22 protein-coding genes and 2 pseudogenes are annotated in these 26,394 nt (G+C 59.6%); 13 read left to right on the top strand and 11 right to left on the bottom strand.

Translation table 11 applies throughout. From position 1 onward, the window contains the following. The first annotated feature begins 195 nt into the window (after positions 1–195). The 5 genes from ACMVPR_RS04865 to ACMVPR_RS04845 all read left to right on the top strand — a co-directional run bounded on the left by ACMVPR_RS04865 (position 196) and on the right by ACMVPR_RS04845 (position 4,736). Entirely contained in the window at positions 196–2,049 is a 1,854-nt protein-coding gene (locus ACMVPR_RS04865) for an ABC-F family ATP-binding cassette domain-containing protein (RefSeq protein WP_416881945.1), read from the top strand. 55 nt (positions 2,050–2,104) lie between these two features. Beyond that, positions 2,105–2,728 carry a MarC family protein gene (locus ACMVPR_RS04860; protein WP_416881944.1) on the top strand — a complete coding sequence of 208 codons (624 nt, stop codon included), beginning with the start codon at positions 2,105–2,107 and terminating at the stop codon, positions 2,726–2,728. A gap of 66 nt (positions 2,729–2,794) precedes the next feature. Then, entirely contained in the window at positions 2,795–3,376 is a 582-nt protein-coding gene (locus ACMVPR_RS04855) for a retropepsin-like aspartic protease family protein (protein ID WP_416881943.1), read from the top strand. Between the two features lie 74 nt (positions 3,377–3,450). Beyond that, positions 3,451–4,263: an arginyltransferase gene (locus tag ACMVPR_RS04850; RefSeq protein WP_416881942.1), complete on the top strand. Its 813-nt coding sequence runs from the start codon at positions 3,451–3,453 to the stop codon at positions 4,261–4,263. An 86-nt stretch (positions 4,264–4,349) separates the two neighbouring features. Beyond that, entirely contained in the window at positions 4,350–4,736 is a 387-nt protein-coding gene (locus tag ACMVPR_RS04845) for a cupin domain-containing protein (protein ID WP_416881941.1), read from the top strand. Between the two features lie 70 nt (positions 4,737–4,806). Here ACMVPR_RS04845 and ACMVPR_RS04840 read toward each other — a convergent pair whose 3' ends face one another. The 4 genes from ACMVPR_RS04840 to ACMVPR_RS04825 form a co-directional block, all read right to left on the bottom strand. Beyond that, entirely contained in the window at positions 4,807–7,161 is a 2,355-nt protein-coding gene (locus ACMVPR_RS04840; protein ID WP_416881940.1) for a TRAP transporter large permease, read from the bottom strand. A 65-nt stretch (positions 7,162–7,226) separates the two neighbouring features. After that, positions 7,227–8,138 (bottom strand): TRAP transporter small permease subunit, encoded by a 912-nt coding sequence (locus ACMVPR_RS04835; RefSeq protein WP_416881939.1) that lies wholly within the window; start codon positions 8,136–8,138, stop codon positions 7,227–7,229. Between the two features lie 108 nt (positions 8,139–8,246). Further along, positions 8,247–9,332: a TRAP transporter substrate-binding protein gene (locus ACMVPR_RS04830; RefSeq protein WP_416881938.1), complete on the bottom strand. Its 1,086-nt coding sequence runs from the start codon at positions 9,330–9,332 to the stop codon at positions 8,247–8,249. Positions 9,333–9,617: 285 nt separating this feature from the next. Beyond that, complete coding sequence (locus tag ACMVPR_RS04825) at positions 9,618–9,908, bottom strand: hypothetical protein (RefSeq protein ID WP_416881937.1); 291 nt, start codon at positions 9,906–9,908, stop codon at positions 9,618–9,620. Between the two features lie 431 nt (positions 9,909–10,339). Between ACMVPR_RS04825 and ACMVPR_RS04820 the strand changes: the two genes are divergently transcribed. Both ACMVPR_RS04820 and ilvN read left to right on the top strand, forming a co-directional pair. Beyond that, on the top strand, positions 10,340–12,094 hold the full coding sequence (locus ACMVPR_RS04820) for an acetolactate synthase 3 large subunit (protein ID WP_300586618.1): 1,755 nt from the start codon (positions 10,340–10,342) through the stop codon (positions 12,092–12,094). A gap of 114 nt (positions 12,095–12,208) precedes the next feature. Further along, positions 12,209–12,769, top strand: a complete 561-nt coding sequence (gene ilvN / locus ACMVPR_RS04815; protein WP_416881936.1) for an acetolactate synthase small subunit — start codon at positions 12,209–12,211, stop codon at positions 12,767–12,769. Positions 12,770–12,825: 56 nt separating this feature from the next. Here ilvN and ACMVPR_RS04810 read toward each other — a convergent pair whose 3' ends face one another. After that, complete coding sequence (locus tag ACMVPR_RS04810) at positions 12,826–13,188, bottom strand: hypothetical protein (RefSeq protein ID WP_300586622.1); 363 nt, start codon at positions 13,186–13,188, stop codon at positions 12,826–12,828. A 281-nt stretch (positions 13,189–13,469) separates the two neighbouring features. Between ACMVPR_RS04810 and ACMVPR_RS04805 the strand changes: the two are divergent. The 4 genes and pseudogenes from ACMVPR_RS04805 to ACMVPR_RS04790 all read left to right on the top strand — a co-directional run. Further along, a pseudogene (locus ACMVPR_RS04805) lies at positions 13,470–13,655 on the top strand (helix-turn-helix domain-containing protein); the annotation flags it as partial. Between the two features lie 204 nt (positions 13,656–13,859). Further along, positions 13,860–14,264, top strand: coding sequence for a hypothetical protein (locus ACMVPR_RS04800; RefSeq protein ID WP_416884696.1), 405 nt, complete (start codon positions 13,860–13,862; stop codon positions 14,262–14,264). A 102-nt stretch (positions 14,265–14,366) separates the two neighbouring features. Next, positions 14,367–15,515 (top strand): aromatic ring-hydroxylating oxygenase subunit alpha, encoded by a 1,149-nt coding sequence (locus ACMVPR_RS04795; protein WP_416881935.1) that lies wholly within the window; start codon positions 14,367–14,369, stop codon positions 15,513–15,515. Continuing rightward, positions 15,512–15,745, top strand: coding sequence for a hypothetical protein (locus tag ACMVPR_RS04790; protein ID WP_300586628.1), 234 nt, complete (start codon positions 15,512–15,514; stop codon positions 15,743–15,745). The genes ACMVPR_RS04795 and ACMVPR_RS04790 overlap by 4 nt, the downstream gene beginning before the upstream one ends. 13 nt (positions 15,746–15,758) lie before the next feature. Here ACMVPR_RS04790 and ACMVPR_RS04785 read toward each other — a convergent pair whose 3' ends face one another. From ACMVPR_RS04785 to ACMVPR_RS04765, 5 genes are all read right to left on the bottom strand, one after another. Next, positions 15,759–16,550: a DUF2189 domain-containing protein gene (locus ACMVPR_RS04785; protein WP_416881934.1), complete on the bottom strand. Its 792-nt coding sequence runs from the start codon at positions 16,548–16,550 to the stop codon at positions 15,759–15,761. A gap of 148 nt (positions 16,551–16,698) precedes the next feature. Then, positions 16,699–17,823: a peptide chain release factor 2 gene (gene prfB / locus ACMVPR_RS04780; RefSeq protein WP_416881933.1), complete on the bottom strand. Its 1,125-nt coding sequence runs from the start codon at positions 17,821–17,823 to the stop codon at positions 16,699–16,701. 98 nt (positions 17,824–17,921) lie between these two features. Then, on the bottom strand, positions 17,922–20,474 hold the full coding sequence (locus tag ACMVPR_RS04775) for a penicillin-binding protein 1A (protein ID WP_416881932.1): 2,553 nt from the start codon (positions 20,472–20,474) through the stop codon (positions 17,922–17,924). A gap of 114 nt (positions 20,475–20,588) precedes the next feature. After that, on the bottom strand, positions 20,589–21,806 hold the full coding sequence (locus tag ACMVPR_RS04770) for an N-acetylmuramoyl-L-alanine amidase (protein ID WP_416881931.1): 1,218 nt from the start codon (positions 21,804–21,806) through the stop codon (positions 20,589–20,591). 77 nt (positions 21,807–21,883) lie between these two features. After that, positions 21,884–23,038 (bottom strand): pyridoxal phosphate-dependent aminotransferase, encoded by a 1,155-nt coding sequence (locus tag ACMVPR_RS04765; RefSeq protein WP_416881930.1) that lies wholly within the window; start codon positions 23,036–23,038, stop codon positions 21,884–21,886. A gap of 56 nt (positions 23,039–23,094) precedes the next feature. Here ACMVPR_RS04765 and ACMVPR_RS04760 point away from each other — a divergent pair, with 56 nt between their 5' ends. Next, the gene (locus ACMVPR_RS04760) at positions 23,095–24,432 is read left to right on the top strand and encodes a M48 family metalloprotease (RefSeq protein WP_416881929.1); all 1,338 of its coding nucleotides are present in this window, start codon (positions 23,095–23,097) and stop codon (positions 24,430–24,432) included. 21 nt (positions 24,433–24,453) lie between these two features. After that, entirely contained in the window at positions 24,454–25,203 is a 750-nt protein-coding gene (locus tag ACMVPR_RS04755) for a DsbA family protein (RefSeq protein ID WP_416881928.1), read from the top strand. Positions 25,204–25,248: 45 nt separating this feature from the next. Here the strand turns inward: ACMVPR_RS04755 and ispG are convergent. After that, a pseudogene (gene ispG / locus ACMVPR_RS04750) lies at positions 25,249–26,374 on the bottom strand (flavodoxin-dependent (E)-4-hydroxy-3-methylbut-2-enyl-diphosphate synthase). Positions 26,375–26,394 lie beyond the last annotated feature (20 nt).

The raw sequence follows: 26,394 nt of genomic DNA, 5'->3' as shown, positions 1-26,394 counted from the left end.
TGGTCGCTCCGTGGTTTGGGTTATGGATTGGTCCGCCCGTTAGCATGGGGGTTTGGCGTTGGAAAGCCCTTGGAAGGGCCTTGATCCCTGCTGCGCAGGTATTTGAGGGCGCTGCCCTCAAACTCCCGAAGTATTTTTGAACCAGAGAAGATATGGGCGCTGGTCTGTCTTCGCGCGCGTTGATATGGGCGTGCCATGTTGAAGATCGAAGATATCACTTACGCGGTTGACGGGCGTCCTTTGTTCGAAGGGGCTTCGGCCGTCATTCCCGATGGCCACAAGGTGGGCCTGGTCGGCCCCAATGGAGCTGGCAAGACCACGCTGTTCCGGTTGATCCGGGGCGAGTTGGCGCTTGAGGGCGGGACCATTTCCGTACCGCGCGGGGCGCGGGTCGGCGGGGTGAGCCAGGAAGTGCCCGGGTCTTCGATATCGTTGATTGACACGGTTCTGGCCGCCGATACCGAGCGCGCCGCGCTGATGGCCGAGGCCGAAACGGCGACCGATGGCGCGCGCATTGCCGAGGTGCAGACGCGGCTTGCGGATATCGATGCATGGTCAGCGGAGGCGCGGGCAGCGGCGATTCTCAAGGGATTGGGCTTTGACGACGACGAACAGCGCATGCCGTGCTCTGCCTTTTCGGGCGGCTGGCGGATGCGTGTGGCTTTGGCAGGCGTGCTTTTTGCCCAGCCTGATCTGCTGTTGCTTGACGAACCGACAAACTATCTCGACCTTGAAGGGGCGTTGTGGCTGGAAAGCTATCTGGCAAAGTACCCCTATACCGTGATCGTGATCAGCCACGACCGGGGTTTGTTGAACCGCGCGGTTGGCGCGATCCTGCATCTCGAAGAGAGGCGGCTGACGTTTTACCAAGGGCCCTATGACCAGTTCGCGCGGCAGCGCGCCGAACGGCGGGCGCAGGCAGCGGCGGTCGCAAAAAAGCAGCAGGCACGGGTTGCGCATTTGCAGAGCTTTGTCGACCGGTTCCGCGCCAAGGCGAGCAAGGCCAAGCAGGCGCAATCGCGGCTCAAGATGATCGAGCGGATGGATATGGTCGCGGCGCCCGAGGAGATTGCCAAGCGGGTGTTCACCTTCCCGCAGCCGGACGAGCTGTCGCCGCCGATCATTCGGGTCGAAAACGGTGTCACCGGCTATGGCGAGACCGAAGTGCTGCGAAAGCTCGACCTGCGGATCGACCAGGACGACCGGATCGCGCTCTTGGGCAAGAACGGTCAGGGCAAGTCGACACTTGCGAAGCTGTTGTCCGACCGGCTGCCGTTGATGGCCGGTCGGATCACGCGGTCATCAAAGCTGCGCATCGGGTTCTTTGCCCAGCACCAGGTGGACGAGTTGCATGTGGACGAGACGCCGCTCGACCACCTGCGGCGGGTGCGGCCTGCCGAGATGCCAACGCGTCACCGGGCGCGACTGGCGGGCTTTGGGCTGATGGCCGCGCAGGCAGATACGGTCGTGGGCAAGCTGTCTGGCGGTCAGAAAGCGCGATTGTCGCTGCTGCTGGCCACAATCGATGCGCCGCATCTGTTGATCCTTGACGAGCCGACCAACCACCTTGATATCGAAAGCCGCGAGGCGTTGGTGGAGGCGCTGACCGCCTATTCCGGCGCGGTCATCCTCGTCAGCCACAACATGCATCTTCTGTCGATGGTGGCGGATCGGCTCTGGCTGGTCAAAGACGGCAATGTCACGCCCTACGAGGACGATCTCGACGATTACCGCGCCATGCTGCTGGCCTCGGACAAACCGGTGAAGGCGGAAAAGCCGAAACCGGCGCGCCCTGCCCGGCCGGACCGCGACACGATGCTGGCTCTGAAGGCCGAGGTCCGCAAATGCGAGGCGCGGGTCGAGAAGATCGAAGAAATGCGCGAAACGCTGGCGAAGAAACTCGCCGATCCGGCGCTGTACGAGCCAAACCGCAAAGGTGAGCTGGCGACCTGGAACAAGAAATATGCCGAGGTCATGGACGGGCTGCGCCGCGCCGAGGCGCTTTGGGAAGCCGCGCTCGAAAAGCTGGACGCCGCCGAAAACGCCTGAGCCTTTCCTGCGCAAACGGGTTGCCACACGAAAGCGCGCGCTGTAGCGGTCCGGCATGGACACCGCTTTTCTTATTTCCGCTTTCGTCACGCTATTTGTGGTCATTGACCCGATTGGCCTGACTCCGGTTTTCATTGCCCTCACACCGGGCCTTACGGCGCAACAGCGTCGGGCCATTGCCATTCGCGCCACCGTGATTGCCGCTGGCCTGTTGTTTCTGTTCGCCTTTCTGGGCGAGCAGGTGTTGGGGTTCATCGGCATCTCCATGCCGGCGTTTCGCATCGCCGGGGGTATCCTGCTGTTTCTGACCGCGCTCGACATGCTGTTCGAACGGCGCACGAAACGCCGCGAGGATCAGGCTGATGTGGAGGATGTGCCCGACCCGTCGGTGTTCCCGATAGCAATTCCCCTGATTGCCGGGCCGGGGGCCATCGCGTCGATCATCCTGTTAGCCGGTCAGGCAGAGGGCCCTGTCGGCATGGCGTCGGTCCTTGGGGTCATGGTGGCGGTGCTGATCATTGTCTTCCTGCTTTTCCTGAGCGCACCGTTGATCGAACGCGCTTTGGGCAAGACGGGTATCGTTGTGGTGACGCGGTTGCTTGGCATGCTGCTGGCCGCGCTGTCGGTTCAGTTTGTGCTGGACGGCATTCGGGGTTTTGGGCTTGCCTTGGGCGGCTGATCGCCGGCCCTACACAAGCCGGGTGCGCGGACCTACATGTTTGTTGGAGATACGTGAGGAGCAAGCATGTCCGCGATGGAATACGGCAATCTGGCCTATCTGGTGCTGCTTGGCGCCGTCATCGTGTTCTGGTTCTTTGTCCAGAACCGCCAGGGCCTGAACAAGACCTTGCAGCAAGGCGCGGTCTGGGGGCTGATCTTTCTTGGTGTGATCGCGGCTGTCGGGCTTTGGGGCGACATCCGCCAGACGGTTCAGCCGCAACAGCTTGTCATGTCCGAAGCCGGACGCATCGAAGTGCCGCGCGGACCGGATGGGCATTACTACCTGACGCTCGACATCAACAACGAACCGGTGCGGTTTGTCGTCGATACCGGCGCGACCAGCATGGTGCTGACGCAAGAGGATGCGGCGCGGGTCGGGTTGAAGGAGGAAGACGTGATCTTCTATTCCGAAGCCATGACCGCGAATGGTCTGGTGCGCACCGCTCCCGTCCGGCTGGCCGATGTGGCGTTGGGGCCATTTCACGACCAGAACGTACGCGCCTTTGTGAACGAGGGCGAAATGACCAAATCCCTTCTTGGCATGGAGTATCTCAACCGGTTTGCCCGGCTCGAGATCAACAATGGTCGGCTGATCCTGGAACGCTGATTCCCCAATTCTGGGGGGTTGGCTGGCAACAAACCTTCGGATACGGTTCGGTCATACCGAAGTAAGAGTCCACGATGCGTCACTCGCTGCCACTTGCGCCGCAGTTTTATGTCACTGCGCCTCAACCGTGCCCGTATCTCCCCGGTCGCATGGAGCGCAAACTGTTCACGGCTTTGCAGGGCGAAGCCGCAGACAAGCTGAACAACAGCTTGTCCAAGCAGGGATTCCGCCGGTCGCAAAACGTGCTGTATCGCCCGTCCTGTTCGGATTGTTCGGCCTGCCTGTCGGCGCGGATCTCGGTCGAGGCATTCCGCCCCTCGCGCAGCCAGAAGCGTACGATCAAGCGCAACGCGCATCTGCGCCGTCACGCCACCAGCGCCTGGGCCACCGAGGACCAGTACGAGCTGTTCCGCACCTATCTGGATGCGCGGCACGCCGATGGCGGCATGGCGGATATGGACGTGTTCGATTTTGCCGCGATGGTCGAGGAAACACCGATCCGGTCGCGTGTTATCGAATATTCCGACGAGGCCACCCGCAAATTGCAGGCCGTGTGCCTGACCGACGTGCTCGATGACGGGTTGAGCATGGTCTATTCGTTCTATTCGCCCCACGTTCCGGCGCAGAGCCTTGGCACCTACATGATCCTCGACCATGTCGAGATCGCCCGCGAGGCCGGGTTGCCCTTTGTCTATCTCGGCTACTGGGTGCCCGGCAGCGCGAAGATGGGTTACAAATCGGCCTTCTCGGGGCTGGAGCTGTATCGCCACGGCGGGTGGGAGCCGTTCCGCAAACCCGACAGCTATTCTGCGGACACGCATCCGATGTCGACCGATCCGATTGCCGAACAGGTCGCCAATATCTCGCTTCCCGATCTGCGCAGCTAACCGCCAGACAAAAGTTCCTGCGAAGCTGTGGAACAGTTCACGCCCCAGCACGTTCCCTTGTGGTAACGACAAAGGAGCGACCCGATATGGCTGAAAAAGACACACTCGTAATGCCCATCGCCAAGATGGCCCGCAGCAATGACAAGTTCCGCGAGGTGGTCTGGACCGGCGACAACTCGCAGCTGGTGCTGATGGCCATTCCCGAAGGCGGCGAAATCGGGGGCGAAACCCACGACGGCCATGACCAGCTTTTGTATTTCGTGGATGGCATGGGCAAAGCCAAGATCGGTGACAAAGAGATGGACATCTCGGCCGGCGACGTGGCGATTGTGCCCTCGGGCAAGTACCACAATTTCAAGAACACCGGCACGGGCATGATGCGTCTCTACACCACCTATTCCCCACCCGAACATGAACCGGGCACGGAACATGATACCAAGGCGGATGCAGAGGCTGATCCAAACGAGGATTGATCCGCAAACCGCTAACGAAAAAGGCCGCTCTGCTGAGCGGCCTTTTTTGGTCATGTCGGATTGGACGTGATCAGTTCTGAATCAGGTCCGGCAAGATCGTCACAATGCCCGGGAACACCCATAGCAACCCGAGGCCAATCACCTGAATGGCGACGAACGGAATGACACCGCGATAGATGTGGCCGGTCGTGACCTCTTTCGGAGCGACGCCGCGCAGATAGAAAAGCGCAAATCCGAAAGGTGGTGTCAGGAACGAGGTTTGCAGGTTGATCGCGATCATGATGGTGACCCATGCCGGATCAAGCGTCCCGCCATAGATCACCGGTCCCACGATAGGCACCACGATGTAGATGATCTCAAGGAAGTCGAGCACGAAGCCCAGCACGAAGAGGATCAGCATCACGACAAGGAACACGATGGTTTCATTGTCGAAGGAGCGCAGGAAGTCCTGAATGTAGTGCTCGCCCCCGAAGGAGATCAGCACAAGGTTCAGAAGCTGCGAGCCGATCAGGATGGTGAACACCATCGACGTCACCTTCGCAGTTTCCCGCACAACCGGTCCAAGGATGTTGGTTCGGAACAGCACCCAGCAGCTATAGAGCAAGCCGAAGAATGCAAAGTGATAGGCGATCTGTGCAAGGACATAGGCCACCCAGTCTTCCACCGGAACGGTTTCACGGGTGATGCGCAGGTCAAAGTTGACGCCCAGCAGGATCATGATCACAAGCGCCAGTGACGCCCAGATGACGATCTTTGCCGCGCCCTGCTCTTCCTTCAGTTTGCGGTACGCGGCCAGCATGATCGCGCCTGCAGCGCCGAGTGCAGCCGCCGGGGTCGGGTTCGTGATCCCGCCAAGGATGGAGCCCAGAACCGCAACGATCAGAACCAGCGGCGGGAACACCACGCGCAGAAGCTCGTTCTGCGCAAGGCGACCCATGGCCACCCAGACGCCCACCATGGTCAGAGCCATCGGAATGGCCATGATCAGGAAATGTGCACCAGACCCGGTCAGGGGCGAGATGAAGATCACGTCCGCAAGGAAGGCCAGTACGACCCCGATGCCGCCAATGATCAAAGGCAGCGGAGCCGACGATGGCGACACACCGCGCGCAAGGATCAGCACCAGCGCAAGCAGGCCAAAGATGGTGGCCACACCCGACCCAATGGGCGCAGCGTTCTCGCGGGCCTCGATCAAGGCAGCTGCACGCTCTTCCTCGGTCAGTTCGACAACCTCTCCGGTGTCGCCTGCCGCGGTCATGGCTGCACGTTGTGCCACGGCCTCGTCCCATGCCTCCTGCCCGTGCAGGTCGATCATGGAAGCTTGGCACTGTTCGGATACGTTGGTCCGAAGGCTTGGGCCATCTGCGCGTTCCGCATAGTCGGATACCGAGATTGTCTGCGTCCCGATCACGCCAGCGCTGAAACCCATCACGATCGCCAGGATCAATCCCAGCGGAGCCGCCAGATACCAGGTCAGTGCCTCGTTGCGGGTGACCACTTCTCCGCTTTGTCCGTCAAGTTCAACCGGAGGCGCACTGGCCGGGCGGAGCAAGGCAAAGCCGAAGGCATAGATACCGTAGAGCAGTGCAAGGAAAAGGCCCGGCAGAAGTGCCGCCTGAAAGAGCGTACCAACCGACAAAACCGCCGGTTCACCAAGATAGGTCAGCGCGTCGCCACAGCCTGCAAGCTGGGCGCGGGTTTCCTGACCAGTTGCGTAGAGGTCGCCCACAAGCGTTCCCAGAAGAACGATCACGATGGATGGCGGAATGATCTGCCCCAATGTCCCCGACGCAGCAATTACCCCCGTCGCAAGCTCTGGTGAGTAGTTGTTGCGCAGCATAGTCGGCAGCGCGAGCAGGCCCATGGTCACAACCGTTGCACCAACGATGCCAGTGGAGGCGGCAAGGAAGGCACCCACGATGACGATAGACACGGCCAGACCACCCGGCAGCGGGCCGAACACGCGCGCCATGGAGGTCAGCAGGTCTTCGGCGATGCGCGACCGTTCCAGAGTGATGCCCATCATGACGAACATCAGAACCGCCAGCAGCGTTTCGATGGACTGACCCGCGATCACCCGTTCGTTGATCCGGTTCACGATGAAGGAGATGTTCCGCTCCATCGCCTGTTCCCAGCCACCCGGGAACACCGGCTCTTCGATGCGCGGTAAATCCGGGTATCGGAAGACAGATATGGCGTCTCGGGCGATGCCCTCCGCCACGAGGGCGGCAAATTCCGGTGAGCCTTTGTCGATGGCCTGATGGATCAGCAGACCTGCCGAATCGAGTGCGGCGATGATGGCAAAGGAAATCACGCCGGCACCGGCGATGGCAAAGGCCACCGGGAAGCCTGTCATGATCCCGGCAAAGAGAGTCAGGAATACGATGAGGATACCGACCTCGACTCCGTCCAGTCCGAAAAGCATGTTATGCGGCCCCCCCGCTGCGCGCCGTTTTAGGCGTCGTTGTCTGTTTGTGTGTCGTCATGGGTTCAGGTCGATCCTGAATGGATCGCGTGCTCAATCTCTTCGGCTTCGCTCGAGAACCCATCCCGGTCGAGATACTTGCCTTCGCTCTCTTCGCCTTCGATGAATTCCAGCAGAGAGCGCCAGAAGAACGCCATCGCGTGAACGAAGGTCAGAGCGCAGAACAACACGATGAGAATCTTGAACAGGAAGTAGGCGTCAAAGCCGTTCGGGCTGAAGCCGATGGTTTCCACGTTCCAGCGGAAGATCCGCGCCTGCATGATCATCCGATCCAGATCGCTTGTTGCGGTCACAGCGGGCGTCATCAGGTGCCGCCACATGAAGAACCATGCGTAAAGATAAGTGATGGTGATCGCAGGCAGCATGAAGAACATACAGCCAAACATGTCGATCAGGCGCTTGGTGCCGTATTTCATCTTGGAATAGAACAGGTCAACACGCACGTGGCCGCCTTGCACGAACGTGTAGGTCACGCACAAGGCAACAACCATGGCGTTGTAAAACTTGAGCTCTTCGGCCCACCAGCTCAGGTCTTTGGCGAACGCGGTTCCGAGCGGCCCGATCTCGATCTCGGCCACGCGAAAGATGCGCTGCAGGAACACGATCATCACCTGCTGCAGCACCATCAACAAGCCAGCCCAAGCCGCGATGCGACCGATCCCGTTGGCCATGCCTTCCATCCCGCGGACGCACCCCCAAAGGATTTCGCGCTTCCAAAGCACGCCGAGCAGCGTCAGGACGATGAAGGTGGCGAAGACAACAAAAAACAATTCGACGGAGGCACCATAGTAGATGAACCGCATCACGGATGCCGGGTCGGACCAGTTGAGCCAAGACCCCGGGCTGAGCACCGCCATTAACAGATTGTATGGGGCCATCACTATATTCTGAAGCACCCACAGGATGAATTCGACCATGCCCTGCCCCCTTATTGGCCCCGATCACGGGGCATCACGACTGTTTGGTAAGCGGCGAAAGGCCCCGCCCAGACCAAAGGTCGGGACGGGGCCAGAACGTTGCTGGAATCAGCCTGCGTTCACACGGTTACGCTGACGCATGAATTCGCCATCAGCGATCTCGTACCAACCCGAGGACTCTTCGATGGATGCAAACACGCTGTTGGCGATCTCGGCATAGATCGGGTCGCCCATGTTCTCTTCGCGAACTTCCTTGGCGGCGCGGCCAAACGCATCCCAGACGTCGTTGGGGAACTGACGCACCTGCACGCCACCGGCTTGCAGACGAGCCAGAGCCGCACCGTTCTCGGCGAGCGACAGCGCTGTGTTCTGCGCGTGCGAGGCCTCACAGGCGACTTTACAGATTGTCTGCTGCTGCGGTGTCAGGGATTCCCAGATCTCGAGGTTGAACACCATCGACAGGGTCGAACCCGGCTCGTGGAAGCCTGCTGCATAGTAAGTCTTGGTGACTTCCTGGAAGCCCATGCGCTCGTCCGCATACGGCCCGATCCATTCCGCACCATCAATCTGACCGGACGCCAGCGCCTGGTAGATTTCGCCGCCGGGGATGTTCTGAACGGAGGCACCGAGGCGACCCAGCACCTGACCACCCTGACCCGGCATACGGAAGCGCAGACCCTGCAGGTCTTCGGCCGAATTGATTTCCTTGTTGAACCAACCGCCCGGCTGCATTGCGGTCTGGCCGCACATCAGAGGCTTGAGGTTGAACAGCGACGACAGGTTGTCGTGCAGTTCCTGACCGCCACGACGGTAGTACCAGTTCGCCATTTCCTGCGCGGTCATGCCGAAGGGCACAGCTGTGAAGAACGCGAATGCCGGATGCTGGTTGAGGAAGTAGTATTCCGCCGAGTGATAGACGTCCGCCTGTCCGGAGGACACAGCGTCGAACACTTCGAATGCACCCACGAGCGAACCTGCGGGCATCTTGTTGAACGAAAGCTGACCATCTGTCATGGCCGTGATGTAATTGATGGCCAACTGAGCCGCATCGTCGAACACGGCAAAGCCGTCCGGAACCGATGTAACCATGGTCAGTGTGCGATTGCCCTGTGCGTATGCCGGTGCCGCAAGTGTGGTGGCGGCCGCAGCCCCCGCCCCTACAGTAGACGTCCGCAAGAATGAACGACGATCCATGTATTTCCTCCCCTGAGTTTTGGATGCACAAAAACAGCCAGTCCGCTGTTTGCGCGGATCATTTAGTGGGTCGGACGGTAATCAGAAAAAAAACCGAATGCAAATAATTAAAGATGCTTACAGACGTATAAATTTTAGGCAGAAACTGCGGATTTTCTTCGCTTTTTCACGACCACCCATGCTAGCGCTAGCATGCCTTGAAGTGTGTATGAAACGGTCTAGATGACGCGGTTTGGCCAGCCGGGGATAGTTTATGACCCGATATGAACACTGCGCTCGCGCAGCTTACAGGCGAACGCCAAACCGCCAGATCATCACGCCGACTGTTCCGGCACCGTCCTGCGCAGCTTTGATCACAAAAGCGCAAGACTTTAATGTGTGGCCCGTTTCAAGCGCGGGGCTACAGCGATGGATGCCTGCCCGTTCCAAGGGGCCGACCGTGTCAGAGCCTGACAGACGCAGTTCGTGATCCGATGCGCCCATCCCCAAAACCTGTGCAAGCACGATGAAACCCGCAAGCACTGTTGCATGACAGATCGAGAACGCCCGCGCACGTCGATTACGTTTTCCCAGCATCTGCGTCTCCACTTGCAGAATGTGAACTACTCGGTTCAGCTTATGGGGACGCACCCGTCACGTGCAACTCACAACTTCGCGCTTTTGCGCACATTTGATGTGTTGCGAACCGGCGACTCGGCAGAAAAGCGCACGAAAGATCGCGAGCATTTCGCAAAATTTCTCTCGAGAACCTGTTTTCAGCAATAAATGACAAAATATTCTTGCCTCAGGGTACTTTTTTCTTGGTTTTCGATGTTGACGCTCCCCGAGGGTCAACATAATGTCCGCCCACGCGAGAAGGAGCCATCATGGCACGAGTGCTAGTCATTGTAGAGAAAGCGCGCATGGGCCGGTAACGGAACCTGACTGTAGTCCCATGCGCCCCCGACTGAACATCGGGGGTTTTTTTTCGCGTAATGAACAGAAGTGTCTGTAAACGGAGCAAAGCGATGACACGTCAAATGACCGGAGCGAAAATGGTGGTTCAAGCCCTGAAGGATCAGGGTGTGGACACAGTATTCGGGTATCCCGGTGGCGCTGTGCTACCGATTTACGACGAGATTTTTCAACAGAACGGCATTCGCCACTACCTTGTTCGCCATGAACAGGGCGCAGTTCACGCCGCCGAAGGCTATGCCCGCGCGACCGGCAAACCGGGCGTTGTGCTTGTAACCTCGGGTCCCGGCGCCACAAACGCCGTGACCGGCCTGACCGACGCATTGATGGACAGCATCCCGATTGTGGTTCTCACCGGGCAGGTGCCGACCTTCATGATCGGATCGGACGCCTTTCAGGAAGCCGACACCGTGGGCATCACCCGCCCCTGCACCAAGCACAATTGGCTGGTGAAGGACACGGACCACCTGTCCGGCATTCTGCATGAGGCGTTCCACGTGGCGACGACCGGCCGCCCCGGCCCCGTTCTTGTGGACATTCCCAAGGATGTGCAGTTCGCCACTGGCACCTATACTGAAAAGGCCAAAGCCAAGGTCAGCCATTACCAACCGCAGGTCAAAGGCGACATGGAGACCATCACGCAGTTGGTGGAAGCCTTGGAAGTTGCAGAACGGCCGATCTTCTACACCGGCGGCGGCGTCATTAACTCGGGCCCCGCGGCCAGCCAGCTTCTGCGCGAACTGGTGGATGCAACCGGTTTCCCGATCACATCGACCCTCATGGGTCTTGGCTGCTACCCGGCGTCCGGCAAGAACTGGCTGGGCATGCTGGGGATGCACGGTCTTTATGAGGCCAACCTTGCGATGCACGGCTGCGATCTGATGATCAATGTGGGCGCGCGGTTTGACGACCGGATCACCGGACGTCTGGACGCGTTCAGCCCGAAATCGCGCAAGGCGCATATCGACATCGACCCCAGCTCGATCAACAAGGTGATCCGCGTAGAAATGCCGATCATTGGCGATGTGGGTCACGTTCTTGAGGACATCCTCAAAGTCTGGAAAGCGCGCGGTCGCAAGGTCAACAAGGAAGGCCTGCAGAAGTGGTGGAACCAGATCGAACAGTGGCGAGCAGTGGATTGCCTCAAGTACAAGCCGTCCGAAAAGTCGATCCGTCCGCAATACGCGATTGACCGGTTGGAACAGCTGACCAAAGGATACGACCGCTACATCACCACAGAGGTCGGCCAGCACCAGATGTGGGCGGCGCAGTATCTTGGCTTCGAGGATCCGAACCGTTGGATGACTTCAGGTGGCCTCGGCACGATGGGCTATGGCACCCCCGCCTCGATCGGCGTGCAGGTGGCACATCCTGATGCGCTGGTGATCAACGTGGCGGGTGAAGCGTCCTGGCTGATGAACATGCAGGAGATGAGCACCGCGGTGCAGTACCGCCTGCCCGTTAAGCAGTTCATTCTGAACAACGAACGGCTGGGCATGGTGCGCCAGTGGCAGGAACTGCTGCATGGTGAGCGCTATTCGCACAGCTGGTCAGAGGCTCTGCCCGACTTCGTGAAACTCGCTGAAGCGTTTGGCTGCAAGGGCATCCTGTGCAAGGACCCGGCCGATCTTGATGATGCGATCATGGAGATGCTGAACTACGACGGTCCGGTGATTTTCGACTGTCTGGTCGAGAAGCACGAGAACTGTTTCCCGATGATCCCGTCGGGCGAGCCGCACAACAAGATGCTGCTTGGCGAAGCCAACACCAAGGACGCTATCGGCTCCAAGGGCGCAGTCATGGTTTAAGGGGTCGAACCGGCCAACGGGCCGGTCGATCCGTGGGGGGCCAGCCCACCACACCGCCCTTTCCGTGGGGGCCAGCCCCCACACCCCCGGCATATTTGGAAAAAGAAGAACATCATGTCCCCGCTCAACATCAAAAAAGGCTCCACCAAGCATTCCGCCTATAACCTGCGGTCCAACTTCTCGGATGTGCAGGAGACACACACGCTTGCGGTGCTTGTCGCCAATGAGCCGGGCGTCCTCGCAAGGGTGATCGGGCTGTTTTCCGGCCGAGGCTACAATATCGACAGCCTGACTGTCGCCGAAGTGGATCATGCCGGTCACACGAGCCGGATCACCATCGTGACCACGGGCACACCGCAGGTGATCGAGCAGATCAAGGCACAGCTTGGCCGGATCGTTCCGGTGCACGAGGTGCATGACCTGACGGTCGAAGGCGGATCGGTCGAGCGGGAGCTGGCGCTGATCAAGGTCGAAGCGTCGGGCGAAAAGCGCGTCGAGTTGCTGCGTCTTGCCGACATCTTCCGCGCGCAGGTTGTCGACAGCACGCTGCAAAGCTTTGTGTTTCAGATCACGGGCACGCCTGAAAAAGTCGACGCGTTCGTTGACCTCATGCGGCCGCTCGGGCTGGTCGAAGTCGCACGCACGGGTGTTGCGGCCCTGTCGCGCGGCGTGTGACGCGAGAGACCTTGGGTCGGGGAGTTGACGCTCCCCGACAGTGTTTGATCACGTCGTTACCCTGAACAGGCCACCTTCGCCGGCGCGTCCAAGTCGAAATACTGCGCCAGCGACACGACTTTCTGCGAGCCATGCGATGTTTTTGCAGGTGCGGAGCTGTTTGCACTTGGCCGCGCTCCTGTGCGCAGTTTCTTCGGAAGATCCGGTGAATGCGACGGCATCAACACCTGCGGATTGCGTGCCGTGCGAACGTTTTGCTGAACGATCACATCAAATCGGATGAGATCCCCAGCATCAAGCACCGGCGCGTCATGAACGCTCCCTTCTCCCGGTGTGTAAAAAGCAAGTTCGCCTTGGTCTTCGCACCAGATCACAGCCTTTCGTGCGGCTGCGTCTGACCACAGCACGACACCGAACATATTCTGCGGTTTCATAGTTAGGTTCCCCATCTTAGAAGCCCAATGTGTTAATTTTCTTGGCGTCAGGACATCCCACAGTCTGAGTCGGGAGGTGAAATTTTTGTGTCAACGCCGATTGACCCTGACGCGGATTCGCGTCACCATTGACACTGGTTAGCATCACTTCTGGTCGGAGAGCCCCAAAGTGGGTATTCTGGACACTAAGCCGACCATGATGAGTACGAGTGCGCGATGTTAAAAGGTGATCGAAACGTAAACGTTTGATTTGAAAGCCATTCACCGTGACACGACCAAGTCCCTCCGAACTGCGCAACACACTCGGGGCCAATCTTCGAGCACTGGTGAAATCGACCGACTCTGTCTCAGCACTTTGCCGGGACCTCGGAATCAATCGCACCCAGTTCAATCGGTATCTTTCGGGAGAAAGTTTCCCAAGACCGGACGTCCTGTTTCGCATCTGCCAATACTTCAACGTGGACGCACGTATCATTCTTGAACCCCTGTCTGAAATCGGCTTTGGATCGAAATCTTTACTGAACCATCCGGAAATTAATGATTTTCTGTCCGGTGGCGTCGCACAACTGCAGGAGACGATTTTTCCTGCCGGTTTTTACAGATTTGTTCGTCGCAGTTTTCTGGACGAGACACAATTCGTACAAGGACTTGTTTACGTGTATAGAAAGGATGGGGCAACCTTTCTGCGCGGCTTTGAGGCAAAAGAGGCGGTGGCGCAACAAGGGCTTTCGGGTAGCCCAAAGAGCCGAGAGTTTCGCGGATTGCTTATGGCACAGGAAGGCGGGATCGCCGGACTGGTCAGCCGCAGAAATGCGCTGACGACATCCTTCAACTTTCTGGCGCAGGTGCCGTCCTTCCAGAACAATTACTGGGTCGGCTACACCGTGCGCACGGTTCGGGAAAGCACTGCGGGATCGCGGGTCGCACGGCTTGTCTATGAATACCTGGGACGCGATGGCGCCAAGGTGCGGCGGGCGGCACGGCAGTCCGGTTTTTGTTCCGCCAATGATCTTGTCGCCTATGAACGGACACAATTGCGCGTCGGCGAACCATTCTACTAGGCATCGCATTGGTCCAAGTGCGGCAGCGAGTGTCGTGTTTGGACGCGACCACCATCAGTCGGGTGCCGACCATGACATCCAATCAACGCATTGGAGGTGGCAATGACGGTTCTTGATCCCCTGTTGTCAGATGTGCAGAGACCGACAGCCCAAGCACGAGGGCTTCCAAATGCGCATTATACCGATCCCGAGAAGTTCACCGAGGAAAGCCATGCGCTTTTCGGCGCGGGTTGGGCCGGGTTGGCCGTGGCGTCAGATGTCCCTGAACCGGGGGACGCTGTCCCGATCACGTTCCTTGGCATCCCGCTTTTGCTGATCCGCGGCCGCGACAACACCGTCCGCGTCTTTCAGAACATCTGCCGACATCGCGGCATGATCCTGGTCGAGGAGCCGCGGAAGATCGAAGGCGCGATCCGCTGTCCCTATCACTCCTGGTGCTACAGCACCCAAGGCCAACTGGTGGCAACGCCCCATGTGGGCGGGCCGGGGTTCAACTCTCATGCCGAGATAGACCGCAACACGCTGGGTCTGATCGACGTGCGCAGTCATGTCTGGAGGGACGTGGTCTGGATCAACCTGTCCGGCACTGCACCGGCGTTCGAAGAGGCCATGGCGGATGTGATCGCGCGCTGGTCCGACTTCGAGCAACCCATGCATCATGGCGGCCCAGACAGCCAATTCACGTTGACAGTGAAGGCAAATTGGAAGCTGGCGGTCGAGAATTACTGCGAAAGCTACCATCTGCCTTGGGTGCATCCGGGATTGAACAGCTATTCCCGGCTGGAAGATCATTACAATATCGAAATGGACGGCCTGACGTCGGGCCAAGGCACGCTTGTCTATCGCCAACTGACGTCAGAGGCAGGCGCGGTCTTCCCGGATTTCGATGATCTTGACGCCAAATGGGACGCAGGCGCGGAATACCTGGCGATCTATCCAAATGTTCTTCTGGGTGTGCACCGCGACCACGCCTTCGCGATTGTTTTGCGTCCGAACGGGCCCGCCGAAACGGAAGAGTTGGTGCATCTTTATTACGCCAGCCCGAACACGGATGAGGCTTTGCGCCAGCGGAATGCGGAACAGTGGAAAGTTGTTTTCGAAGAAGACATCTTTGTCGTGGAAGGCATGCAGCGTGGTCGGAGCGCGCCGGGTTTTGACGGCGGGCGGTTTTCACCGGCCATGGACGGGCCGACGCATTGCTTCCACCGATGGGCGGCAAGTCGGATTGCAGAACACCGCTTGGGCAAATGACCGATGCTCTGGATCAGGCCTTGCTGGACGCTCATGCCCGTGGCGACACGGATGCTTTGATCCGCCTGTATCGCCAAGCGGCGGATGCGGCATCGACAGAACAGGCAGCGGGATTTTACCTCACTCATGCTTATGTCTTCGCGCTCGAAGCCGGAGACCCGCGCAGTTCCGATTTGAAGCAGGCGCTGGTGCGAATGGGACGGGACACCCCTGCCCCGTCCGACCTCTGAGCGGATCAGCCCATCATTCGCTGACCTGCCGGATCGGCGGGTGACGCACCTGATCGTAAAGGTGCCACGTCGCGTGTCCCAGAACCGGCAAAGCGATGAACAACCCGAGAAAACCCGGCAGCAGCGCGACAAATGTCGTCACCGCAATGAACGCGCCCCATCCCAGCATCAGAACCGGCTGGGACATCACATATTGGAACGACGTGATCATGGCAGTCACGAAATCCACTTCTCGGTCCAACAGGAGCGGCAGCGCGATCACTGTGAGGTTGAACAACAGGATCGCGAACAGAGCACCAACGAGACTTCCCACTGCCAGCATCATCAACCCGTTCGCAGACAGAAAGACATCGGGCGATGTCGAGATATTGGTCATCGTGCTCAGACCAAGGAAAAGCGCGAAGATCATGTGGGCGAGAAAGAACCAGAACAGGAAGACCATGATGATGATCGCACAGATCGACGGCAATTGCCGCCGTGACTGTTGCAGGACAACGCTCAGGATTTCTGATGGCACCAAAGGATCGCCCTGTTCCAACCGACGGCTGACTTCATAGAAGCCGACTGCGGCAAAGGGGCCGATCAGTGGAAAGCCGATGGCAGCGAGCACCAGCCAGTAGGTTGTCCCGGACCACAGGGTGATCCATGTGATGATCCAGCCTGTCACGACATAGACACCGGAGAAAAACAGCGCATAGCCCGGTGCCCTGATCAGGTCGTTCCATCCACGACGCAATGCGGTACGAAAAATCTCAGCCGACACGGGCCCCAGTGTCGGCACACCAAGTTCAGGGATCTCCCTCATGCCTTGCTCCCCAGCATGACGTTCGCGCCCTCGCATGAAAGCGATTGCGGCGGGGTTTGGCAACACGTTCGTGATGCGCGGCGATGCGTCGACGCATCGCAGATTTTCCGCGGCCGGAAAATTCCACCTCTTCGGGAAACCGCTGGCCCTAGTCGGCGCGGGCGTCGGCGCGGGATTTTCCCGATACGTTCATCGCCAGTGTGGCCGCCATGAACGGGTCGAGATCGCCATCCAGCACACCTTTCGTGTCCGAGGTTTCATGCCCGGTGCGCAGGTCCTTGACCATCTGATATGGCTGCAGAACGTAGGACCGGATCTGGTTGCCCCAACCCGCATCGCCCTTGGCCTCATGTGCGGCGTTGATTGCCTCGTTCCGGCGGTCCAGCTCCATCTGGTAGAGGCGCGACTTCAGCGCCTTCATGGCGATGTCGCGGTTCTGGTGCTGCGACTTTTCCGAACTGGTCACGACGATCCCGGTGGGCATGTGGGTGATCCGCACCGCCGAGTTGGTGGTGTTGACGTGCTGACCACCCGCCCCCGAGGACCGATAGGTGTCGATCCGGATGTCGGACGGGTTCACTTCGATCTCGATATTGTCGTCCACGACCGGGTAGACCCAGACCGAACAGAAAGAGGTGTGGCGTTTGGCAGCGCTGTCGAAGGGCGAAATCCGAACAAGGCGATGCACGCCGGATTCCGACTTGAGCCAGCCATAGGCATTCGGGCCCGTAATCTTGTAGGCAGCAGATTTGATACCCGCTTCTTCACCCGGAGTTTCCGACTGCAATTCCACCTCGTAGCCATGCTGTTCGGCCCAGCGGACATACATCCGCGCCAGCATGTTGGCCCAGTCGCAGCTCTCGGTGCCACCCGCGCCCGAGTTGATTTCAAGGAAGGTGTCATTGCCATCCGCTTCGCCATCAAGCAACGCTTCAAGTTCCTTTTTCGATGCTTTGTCGGCCAGCGCTTTCAGCGCCCCCTCGGCATCGGCGACGACTTCCTTGTCATCCTCCATTTCGCCAAGCTCGATCATTTCGACATTGTCTTTGAGGTCTTGCTTGATCGAGCTGTAGGTCTCGATGGCGTCGACGAGCATCTGCCGCTCGCGCATCAGTTTCTGCGCCGCTTCCGGGTTGTCCCAAAGGTTCGGGTCCTCGACACGCGCGTTGAATTCCTCCAGCCGGTGCTGAGCGGTGTCCCAATTCAGTCGCTGGGCCAACAGCTTGAGGGATTTTTCAATCTGTTCAACGGTGTTCTGGATTTCAGCGCGCATTGGCGATCCTGTATGCTCGGGCCTTGGTCAGACTTGGTGATAGACCAGCCACGCCGCCCCTTCAAGGCAGCGCGACCTGTGCGATTGGCGTGGATAGATCAGTAAAGGCCACCCGAGGACAGCGTCCCAAACGACGCTTTTGGACCGACGATCGCAGTTCCACCGCTTGACGTGGTGACTTGTTTGGACGGTTGGCCGCTGGAGCTGTAGAGTTCAAAGTTTGACCCCATCGCGAAACCACCGTCGAACTGGATGCCGAAGATCGGCTCTTCGCCTTCGCGGAAACACTCGGCCACGACGTTGTCACCGCTGGCCGAGTCAGACAGGCGTGCGCCTGTGTTGCGGTCAATATTTATGAACTGACAGCTTTCCGGCGGCTTGAATGCACTGCCACCGTATTTGGCAACGGCCTTTTGCATAAAGGCGTTGAACACCGGGCCGCACATTCCACCCCCAGACGCACCGCGTCCAAGGCTGCGCGGCTGGTCGTAGCCAATATAGCAGCCCGCCACGATGTTCGATGTAAAGCCGACGAACCATACATCCTTCGCGTCGTTTGTCGTACCGGTCTTGCCTGCTGTCGGAACTGGCAGGTTGACCGTGCTTCGTGCTGTGCCGCGTTCCACCACACCCTCCATCATGGATGTGAGCTGGTAGGCCGTGACCGCGTTCATCACACGCTCACGATCACTCGTCACAGTGGGGCCACGGCCCGGTTGCAGGCTGGCCAATGTACAGTCCTGGCAAACGCGCTGATCGTGGCGGTAGACGGTGTTGCCATAGCGATCCTGCACCCGGTCGACCAAGGTGGGTTCCACCCGTTCGCCGCCATTGGCGAACATCGCATAGGCCGCGACCATCTTGTAAAGCGTGGTTTCATCCGCCCCCAGAGAGTTGGCGAGAACGCGGCCCATATTGTCATAAACCCCGAATTTCTCGGCATATTGCGCGATGGTATCCATGCCGACTTCCTGCGCGAGACGGATCGTCATCAGGTTCCGGGATTGTTCGATCCCGGTGCGCAGCGGTGTGGGGCCATAGAATTTGTTGGACGCGTTCTGCGGGCGCCAGATGCCCTGCGGAGTGTTGATCTCGATCGGGGCGTCAACGACGATCGTCGCGGGCGAATAGCCGCTGTCTAACGCCGCGGCGAAAACGAAGGGTTTGAAGCTTGACCCCGGCTGGCGTTGTGCTTGCGTCGCACGGTTGAACACCGAATGCTGGTAGCTGAAACCACCCTGCATGGCGATGACACGGCCGTTGTTCACGTCCATTGCCATGAACGCGCCCTGCACTTCGGGCACCTGCCGCAACGTCCAGCGAATGAAACTGCCATCGCTGTCCGCTGTCATGCGGCGCACATGCACGACATCGCCGACCTCAAGCAGATCACCAGCAACCTGACCTTTGCGGCCAAGCGATCCGTCATCGTTGCGCTTGCGCGCCCACTGCACATCATTGGCGGGGATCCAGTGACCGTCTTCATCGTCCGGCACGCCTTCGATCCCGATGCGCGCGTCGTTTGTCCCGACCTCGAGCACAACGGCCGGATACCACGGGTTTTCAAGACGGATGTCGCGGGCGATTTCAACAGACGCCAAGGCTTCGCGCCAAGCATCGGTGCTGGTCAACTGATCTGCCGGAATGGTCTTGCCTGTGCCGCGCCAGACGCCTTGTGATCGATCATAGCTTTCAAGCGCGCGTTGCAGCGCATCTTCTGCTTCGACCTGCAACTCGGGATCAAGCGTTGCCCGCACACTGAAACCGCCCGAGAAGAATTCGCCCTCGCCGAAATCTTCGCTCAGCTGACGACGGATTTCATCGGTGAAGTAGTTGCGGGGTGGAAGGGCATCGCGGAAAGGGTCATAGTCGCCGTTTTGAACGGAGCGGAGCGGCATCGCGACTTCTGAATCGTAAACCTGTTTGGCGATATAACCGTTCTCGAACATCTCTTTCAGCACGAAGTTTCGCCGCGCCAGCAGACGGTCCTTGCGGCGCACCGGGTGGAATTCAGACGGCGCTTTGGGCATAGAGGCCAGCGTTGCAGCCTCGTGGGGGGCAAGTTCCACCAAGGACTTGTTGAAATAGGTCTGCGCCGCGGCGGTGACACCATAGGAGTTCTGACCGAGGAAGATCTCGTTCATGTAAAGTTCAAGGATCTTTTCCTTGCTCAGCGTCTCTTCGATGCGCGATGCGAGGATGATTTCCTTGATCTTGCGTTCTGCCTGGCGGTCACCGGACAACAGGAAGTTCTTCATGACCTGTTGGGTGATGGTCGACGCCCCGCGTACATCACGCCCGCCCGACGCAACCGCATCAAAGGCTGCCGCCGCGATGCCGCGCAGGTCATAGCCTTTGTGTTCGTAGAAATTCTTGTCTTCGGCAGAAATGAACGCCTGTTTGACCAGATCGGGGATTTCGTTCGCCGGAGTGAACAGACGGCGCTCCTGTGCGAATTCGTCGATGATCCGGCCTTCGCCCGAATAGATCCGGCTGATCGTCGGCGGGGTGTATTGCGCAAGGCTTTCGTGGCTGGGCAGATCGCGGCTGTACATCCAGAAGATACCACCCACGCCAATGGCCACCATGAACATGCCCATGGTGACAAGGGTGAAGATGGCCCCGAAGAACGACAGGATGAATCTGATCACGGTTTGCCTCTGTTTCAGTTCTGTACCCCTACAAAATTGGGGGCGCTTGGTCAAAACACATTGCCGTTCGAACCGGCAGTCGGTTGCCTATGACGCAGGGTCACGGCGGGTTGGTCAGTTCCGTCTGAGAGGTGCCAGCGCGCGGTCTTCGTCACGCCATGCGATGATGCCATCCCGGATACCTGCGGCCATCCCCTGCCGCCAGATCGGATCGCTGAGGTTCTTCAGGTCTTCCTCGGTTGACAGAAACCCGACCTCAAGCAACACGGACGGGATGTCCGCTGCTTTGAGCACGGAAAAGCCAGCGCTGCGCAATGGGCGTTTGTGGACCCGTCCCACCGCGTTGCGGATGCCCTCCAGAATATGTTTGGCCAAAGCCTCGCTGCGTGGCGCATTGTCCAGACGCGCAAGGCTCATCAGCACATTGGCGACACGGTCGTCGGACTGGCTCAGATCAAGACCCGCCAGCAAGTCATCGCGGTTGTGCCGCTCGGCCAAGGCGGCCGACGCCGCGTCCGAGGCATCATCCGACAAAACGTAAACCGCAGCGCCCCGCGCCTCGCCTTCGGCCAATGCGTCAGCGTGGAGAGAAATGAAAAGGTCCGCCCCTGCATCCCGCGCTGCGGCGACCCGCGCTTCAAGAGACACGAAATAGTCGCCATCCCGGGTGAGAATGACATCAAAGCCCCCGGCCCTGCGCAAGACGTCCTGCAATTCGCGCCCAAAGGTCAGCATGAGGTTGGCCTCGGTGATCCCGTCCCGTTCCGCACCTGGATCAATGCCTCCATGTCCGGGGTCCAGCACGATCCTGACACGGTTGGGATCGCGCGGCGGCATGGTGTCCACCAAAGCCGGTGCTGGCAAATCCCAGCGCGGATCCCGGGGCGCACCCGCGGTCAGATCAAAATCGGCCTGATCGGTCCTTTGCAGCCTGACGGTGATCGTTGCCCCCCCGTCAGAGGCATCGGTGGCAAGTTCGGCAGTTTGGACACTCATCGGCTCTGCAAGGTCGGCAACCAGCCGGGACCAACCGGGACGGTACGCGCCCATGCGCACCGACGAAATCCTGTCCGACGCGTTCAGAGAGTTGGGATCAACCTCGCCCCACTGAACTTCGCGGAAATCCATCACCAGCCGGTTCGGATTTGTCAGTGTGAACACCCGCCACGGCACACCTTGGCTGATCTCGAGCCGCAGCTCTGTCGCGCCCCATCGATCGCGCACATTGCCAGCCTCGAACCGCGCCAAAGCGCCGAGATCCTGTGACAGAACCGGCCCTGCCAGCACAGCACACAGCACAAAGGCCACAATCCGTTTCAGAAAACCGCTCATTCACTCACCATGGCCTCTGACCGGGCCTTTGGTGGAACATTACCGGATTCGCTGTCCTGAGGACAGTGCGGATCCGGTCAGGCGATATGGCCCTTTGCGCGCATGAACCGTTCGAGCCGCTCCAGCCCCTCGAGAATGTCCCCTGTCGCGCGGGCATAGGAAAAGCGCAGCGTGCCCCCGCCGCGTACCGGGTCGAAATCAAGACCCGGGGTCACGGCAACGCCCGCCTCATCCAGAATGGCACGGGCAAACGCGCGGCTGTCATCGGTCAGATGCGAGATGTCGGCATAGACATAGAACGCCCCATCGGGCGGCGCGATCCGATCAAAGCCTGCCTTGGGCAGACCTTCGATCATCAGACGGCGGTTTTCGCGGTACACCGCCATATTGGCCTCAAGCTCTTCACCCGCATCCATCGCAGCAAGGGCCGCCACCTGCGCCGCATGCGGGGCACAGATGAACATGTTCTGCGCCAGACGTTCCACCTGACGCACGTTGTCGGGGGGCAGCACCAGCCAACCCACACGCCAGCCCGTCATGCTGAAATACTTGGAGAACGAGTTGATAACACATACATCTTCGCTGATCTGCAACGCCGTCACGGCTTTGCGGTCGTACTCGATACCGTGGTAAATCTCGTCCGAGAGGAAGGCGGCGCCCTTGTCCTGCGCGGCGTCGATCAGTGCGCCAAGCGCGTCCTTGTCCAGCATCGTTCCGGTTGGATTGGCGGGCGAGGCAACCATCATGCCTTGGTAATCCAGTCCGGTCAGGTCGGACGGCTCCAACTGATACCGGGCCTCGGCGCGGGTCTGAACCTCGACCGGGACAAGGTTGAGCGATTTCATGATCTGGCGGTAGGACGGATAGCCCGGTGCCCCAAGCGCGATCCGGTCCCCGGCATCGAAAAGCGCCGAAAAGGCCAGGATGAAACCGCCTGACGATCCGGGCGTCACCACAACACGCGCCGGATCAAGATCGACATCGTACCAGTCGCCGTAAAGCCGCGCGATGCGCTGGCGCAGCGCGGGCAAACCCAAGGCCACCGTATATCCCAGCGGATTGTCGCTCATCGCTTTGGCCAGCGCATCGCGTGAGACAGCAGGCGCCGGAGTGCCCGGTTGCCCCACTTCCATATGGATAATGTCCCGCCCGGCCTCTTCGGCTTGCCGCGCGGCTTCCATGACATCCATCACGATAAAGGGATCAACCGCCCCACGGCTTGAGTTCCGCATCATTCTCTCCGTACACTCATGGCGGCAGACCTAGGGGCGAACACAGGGCAAGGTCAATGTATCACGCGACGCTGCAGTTTTTGCGGGTGACAGGTCTGGTCCTGTTCCTGACCGCGCTGATCGCTGCAGCCCCGGCGCGCGCCATCACATTGCTGCGCGATGCGGATATCGAATATTCGCTGAAGGAACTGGCGACACCCGTGTTGCGCGCCGCAGGCCTGAGCCCCGGGCAAATCCGAATCCTCGTGATCGACGATGGCACGCTCAACGCCTTTATCGTCGACACGCAGCACATCTTCATCCACTCGGGTCTGTTGACGAAACTGGACAGCGCCGAGCAGCTTCAGGCGGTGATTGCGCACGAGGCCGCGCATATCGCCAACGGCCATATCTCGCGCCGCTTGGGGAACATGCAAACCGCGCGCACGGCCGCCGGTTTGGGCATGGTCCTTGCGGCGGCAGCCGCGGCAGCGGGCAATGGACAGGCCGCGGTTGGTCTTGGGCTCGGTGTGCAATCCTCGGCCATGCGCAATTTTCTGGCCCATACACGGGCCGAAGAATCCTCTGCCGATATCAGTTCGGTCCGTTACCTCTTGCGCGCTGGGATAAATCCCCAAGGGGCCATCGAAGTTCAAAACCTGTTCAGGGGGCAGGATGCGCTGGCTGAAAGCCGACAGGACCCTTACATGCGCACACATCCCTTGAGCCGCGACCGGCTGCGTGCCCTGCAGGGCTTGGTGGCAGGCGCGTCAGCGGAAGCCAAACCCGATCCTGCCGCCGCCTATTGGTTTGCGCGCGCCAAGGGCAAGCTGTCCGCCTTTACCCGTGCCCCTGCGTGGACGTTGCGCCGCGCCGATGAAAGTCTCTCGCCGGATATCGCTCAGATGCGCAAGGCTGTGGCCTATCATCGGCAAAGCGATCTGGGCCGGGCCATCAGCAATATCGACGCGGCCATTTCCGCGCGTCCAAACGATCCGTTTCTACGCGAACTGAAGGGCCAGATCCTGCTCGAATCCCGTCGCGCGTCAGATGCGGTGAATGTTTATTCCGCTGCGGCCCGTCTTGCCCCGCGTGAACCGCTGATCCTCGGAGGGTTGGGCCGCGCACAACTGGCCGCTGGCAACCCACAGGAGGCGGTCAAAACGCTCGAAGCAGCCCGCGGACGGGATTTCAGCGACACGCGCATCCTACGCGATCTGGCCACCGCCTATGCCAAGACCGGGCAGAACGCGATGGCGTCCCTCGTGACGGCCGAACGTTATGCCGTCCAAGGGCGGTTCAAGGATGCCGCCATTCACGCAACTCGGGCCGAAGGCGCGCTGCCGCGCGGATCAGGCCCATGGCAACGCGCACAGGATGTGCTAAGTGCTGCTCAACGCGCCGCGCGGCGCTGAGCCTGATGACTGGAGACCCACATGTCGAAAACCCGCCTCGCCACGTCTTTCGCCGCCCTGCTTCTGGCAACAGGCGTTCAGGCTGCTGATCTTGATCTCAATAATATGTCCGACGCCGATCGTGCTGCCTTTGGCGCACAAGTCCGCGCTTACCTGCTTGAAAATCCGCAAGTGATCATGGAAGCGGTTCAGGTGCTTGAGGAGCGTCAGGCTGCTGAACAGGCGCAAGGTGATGTGGCGCTGATCGCAAACAACGCCGATGCGCTCTTCAACGACGGCTATTCCTGGGTGGGTGGCAATCCCGAAGGCGACGTGACCATCGTCGAATTCTTCGACTACCGCTGCGGCTTCTGCCGCCGTGCGCACCCTGAAGTCACCCAGCTTCTCGAACTGGATGGAAATATCCGCTATATCGCCAAGGAATTTCCGATCCTTGGCGAAAATTCGGTGATCTCATCCCGCTTCGCACTGGCCGCCCGCGAAGTGGCAGGTGACGACGCCTATCATGCTGCGAAAGAAGCGCTGATCGTGCTGAACGGTGATCTGGACGATACCGTGCTGCGCCGCCTTGCCGACACACTCGGCCTCGATGCTGACGCGGTGATTTCTGCCATGGACAGCGAGAGCATCACCGAACAGCTGGCATCGACCCGCGCGTTGGCGCAAGCGCTGCAAATCAATGGTACGCCGTCGTTCGTGATGGGGGACCAGTTGATCCGGGGATATGTTCCACTGGACGCGATGCAACAAATCGTGGCTGAGGCGCGGTAATCTTACTATTTTTGAAGGTGCAAGCCGCTTCGCAGCGGCTTCCCCCTACTCCGCCGCTTCCTGCGCCCCAGCCGCTTCCAGAGCTGCAGCCTTCTTCTCGACCTCTTGGACGATGTGGTCGATCATCTGATCGTTGGACATCTTGTGGCTTTGTTTGCCCGCGAGATAGACCATCCCCGACCCGTTTCCGCCGCCGGTAAACCCGACATCGGTCATCAACGCCTCGCCCGGTCCGTTGACCACACAACCGATGATCGACAGGCTCATCGGGGTCTTTATGTGCTCCAGACGCTTTTCCAGTGCCTCGACCGTCTTGATCACGTCAAACCCCTGCCGCGCGCAGCTTGGGCAGGAGATGATGTTCACTCCACGGTGGCGCAGGCCGAGCGATTTCAGGATTTCGTAACCGACCTTCACCTCTTCCACCGGATCGGCCGAGAGAGACTCGGATCGTGTCGCCAATGCCCATCCAGAGCAGGTTGCCAAGGCCAATCGCCGATTTGATCGTGCCCGTCATCAGGCCGCCCGCCTCGGTGATGCCTAGGTGAATCGGCGCATCCGTCGCTTCGGCGAGCTGCTGATAGGCCGCTGCCGCCATGAAGACGTCGGATGCCTTGCAGCTGATCTTGAACTCGTGAAAATCGTTGTCCTGCAGGATCTTGATGTGATCGAGGCCCGACTCAACCATCGCGTCGGGACACGGCTCTCCATATTTTTCCAGCAGGTGTTTTTCGAGTGACCCTGCATTCACCCCGATGCGGATCGAACAATTGTGGTCCCGCGCCGCCTTGATGACTTCCTTGACCCGCGCTTCGGAGCCGATATTGCCCGGGTTGATCCGCAGACAGGCCGCGCCCGCCTCGGCGGCTTCGATTCCGCGTTTGTAGTGGAAATGGATGTCGGCCACGATGGGCACCGGGCTTTCGCGCACGATTTCCTTCAAGGCGCGCGAGCTGTCCTCATCCGGGATCGAAATCCGTACGATGTCCGCCCCTGCATCCGCGGCCGCCTGCACCTGTGCAATGGTCGCCTTCACATCCGGTGTCAGCGTGTTCGTCATCGTCTGCACGCTGATCGGGGCATCCCCGCCAACCGGCACATTGCCCACCATGATCTGACGCGACTTACGACGGTAGATATTGCGCCACGGGCGAATGTGATTGAGGCTCATACAGCCCTCCTCCGGCAGAA

The organism is Marivita sp. (assembly GCF_048006345.1).
Taxonomy (GTDB): Bacteria; Pseudomonadota; Alphaproteobacteria; order Rhodobacterales; family Rhodobacteraceae; genus Marivita.
The sequence above is the reverse complement of the archived record's forward strand: the minus strand, read 5'-3'. Positions and strand labels throughout refer to the sequence as shown.

Excerpts from the sequence above, each read along its gene's own strand:
- ACMVPR_RS04865 (WP_416881945.1), top strand. The coding sequence starts at position 196 with ATGTTGAAGATCGAAGATATCACTTACGCGGTTGACGGGCGTCCTTTG.
- ACMVPR_RS04860 (WP_416881944.1), top strand. The coding sequence starts at position 2,105 with ATGGACACCGCTTTTCTTATTTCCGCTTTCGTCACGCTATTTGTGGTC.
- ACMVPR_RS04855 (WP_416881943.1), top strand. The coding sequence starts at position 2,795 with ATGTCCGCGATGGAATACGGCAATCTGGCCTATCTGGTGCTGCTTGGC.
- ACMVPR_RS04850 (WP_416881942.1), top strand. The coding sequence starts at position 3,451 with ATGCGTCACTCGCTGCCACTTGCGCCGCAGTTTTATGTCACTGCGCCT.
- ACMVPR_RS04845 (WP_416881941.1), top strand. The coding sequence starts at position 4,350 with ATGGCTGAAAAAGACACACTCGTAATGCCCATCGCCAAGATGGCCCGC.
- ACMVPR_RS04840 (WP_416881940.1), bottom strand. The coding sequence starts at position 7,161 with ATGCTTTTCGGACTGGACGGAGTCGAGGTCGGTATCCTCATCGTATTC.
- ACMVPR_RS04835 (WP_416881939.1), bottom strand. The coding sequence starts at position 8,138 with ATGGTCGAATTCATCCTGTGGGTGCTTCAGAATATAGTGATGGCCCCA.
- ACMVPR_RS04830 (WP_416881938.1), bottom strand. The coding sequence starts at position 9,332 with ATGGATCGTCGTTCATTCTTGCGGACGTCTACTGTAGGGGCGGGGGCT.
- ACMVPR_RS04825 (WP_416881937.1), bottom strand. The coding sequence starts at position 9,908 with ATGCTGGGAAAACGTAATCGACGTGCGCGGGCGTTCTCGATCTGTCAT.
- ACMVPR_RS04820 (WP_300586618.1), top strand. The coding sequence starts at position 10,340 with ATGACACGTCAAATGACCGGAGCGAAAATGGTGGTTCAAGCCCTGAAG.
- ilvN (WP_416881936.1), top strand. The coding sequence starts at position 12,209 with ATGTCCCCGCTCAACATCAAAAAAGGCTCCACCAAGCATTCCGCCTAT.
- ACMVPR_RS04810 (WP_300586622.1), bottom strand. The coding sequence starts at position 13,188 with ATGTTCGGTGTCGTGCTGTGGTCAGACGCAGCCGCACGAAAGGCTGTG.
- ACMVPR_RS04795 (WP_416881935.1), top strand. The coding sequence starts at position 14,367 with ATGACGGTTCTTGATCCCCTGTTGTCAGATGTGCAGAGACCGACAGCC.
- ACMVPR_RS04790 (WP_300586628.1), top strand. The coding sequence starts at position 15,512 with ATGACCGATGCTCTGGATCAGGCCTTGCTGGACGCTCATGCCCGTGGC.
- ACMVPR_RS04785 (WP_416881934.1), bottom strand. The coding sequence starts at position 16,550 with ATGAGGGAGATCCCTGAACTTGGTGTGCCGACACTGGGGCCCGTGTCG.
- prfB (WP_416881933.1), bottom strand. The coding sequence starts at position 17,823 with ATGCGCGCTGAAATCCAGAACACCGTTGAACAGATTGAAAAATCCCTC.
- ACMVPR_RS04770 (WP_416881931.1), bottom strand. The coding sequence starts at position 21,806 with ATGAGCGGTTTTCTGAAACGGATTGTGGCCTTTGTGCTGTGTGCTGTG.
- ACMVPR_RS04765 (WP_416881930.1), bottom strand. The coding sequence starts at position 23,038 with ATGCGGAACTCAAGCCGTGGGGCGGTTGATCCCTTTATCGTGATGGAT.
- ACMVPR_RS04760 (WP_416881929.1), top strand. The coding sequence starts at position 23,095 with ATGTATCACGCGACGCTGCAGTTTTTGCGGGTGACAGGTCTGGTCCTG.
- ACMVPR_RS04755 (WP_416881928.1), top strand. The coding sequence starts at position 24,454 with ATGTCGAAAACCCGCCTCGCCACGTCTTTCGCCGCCCTGCTTCTGGCA.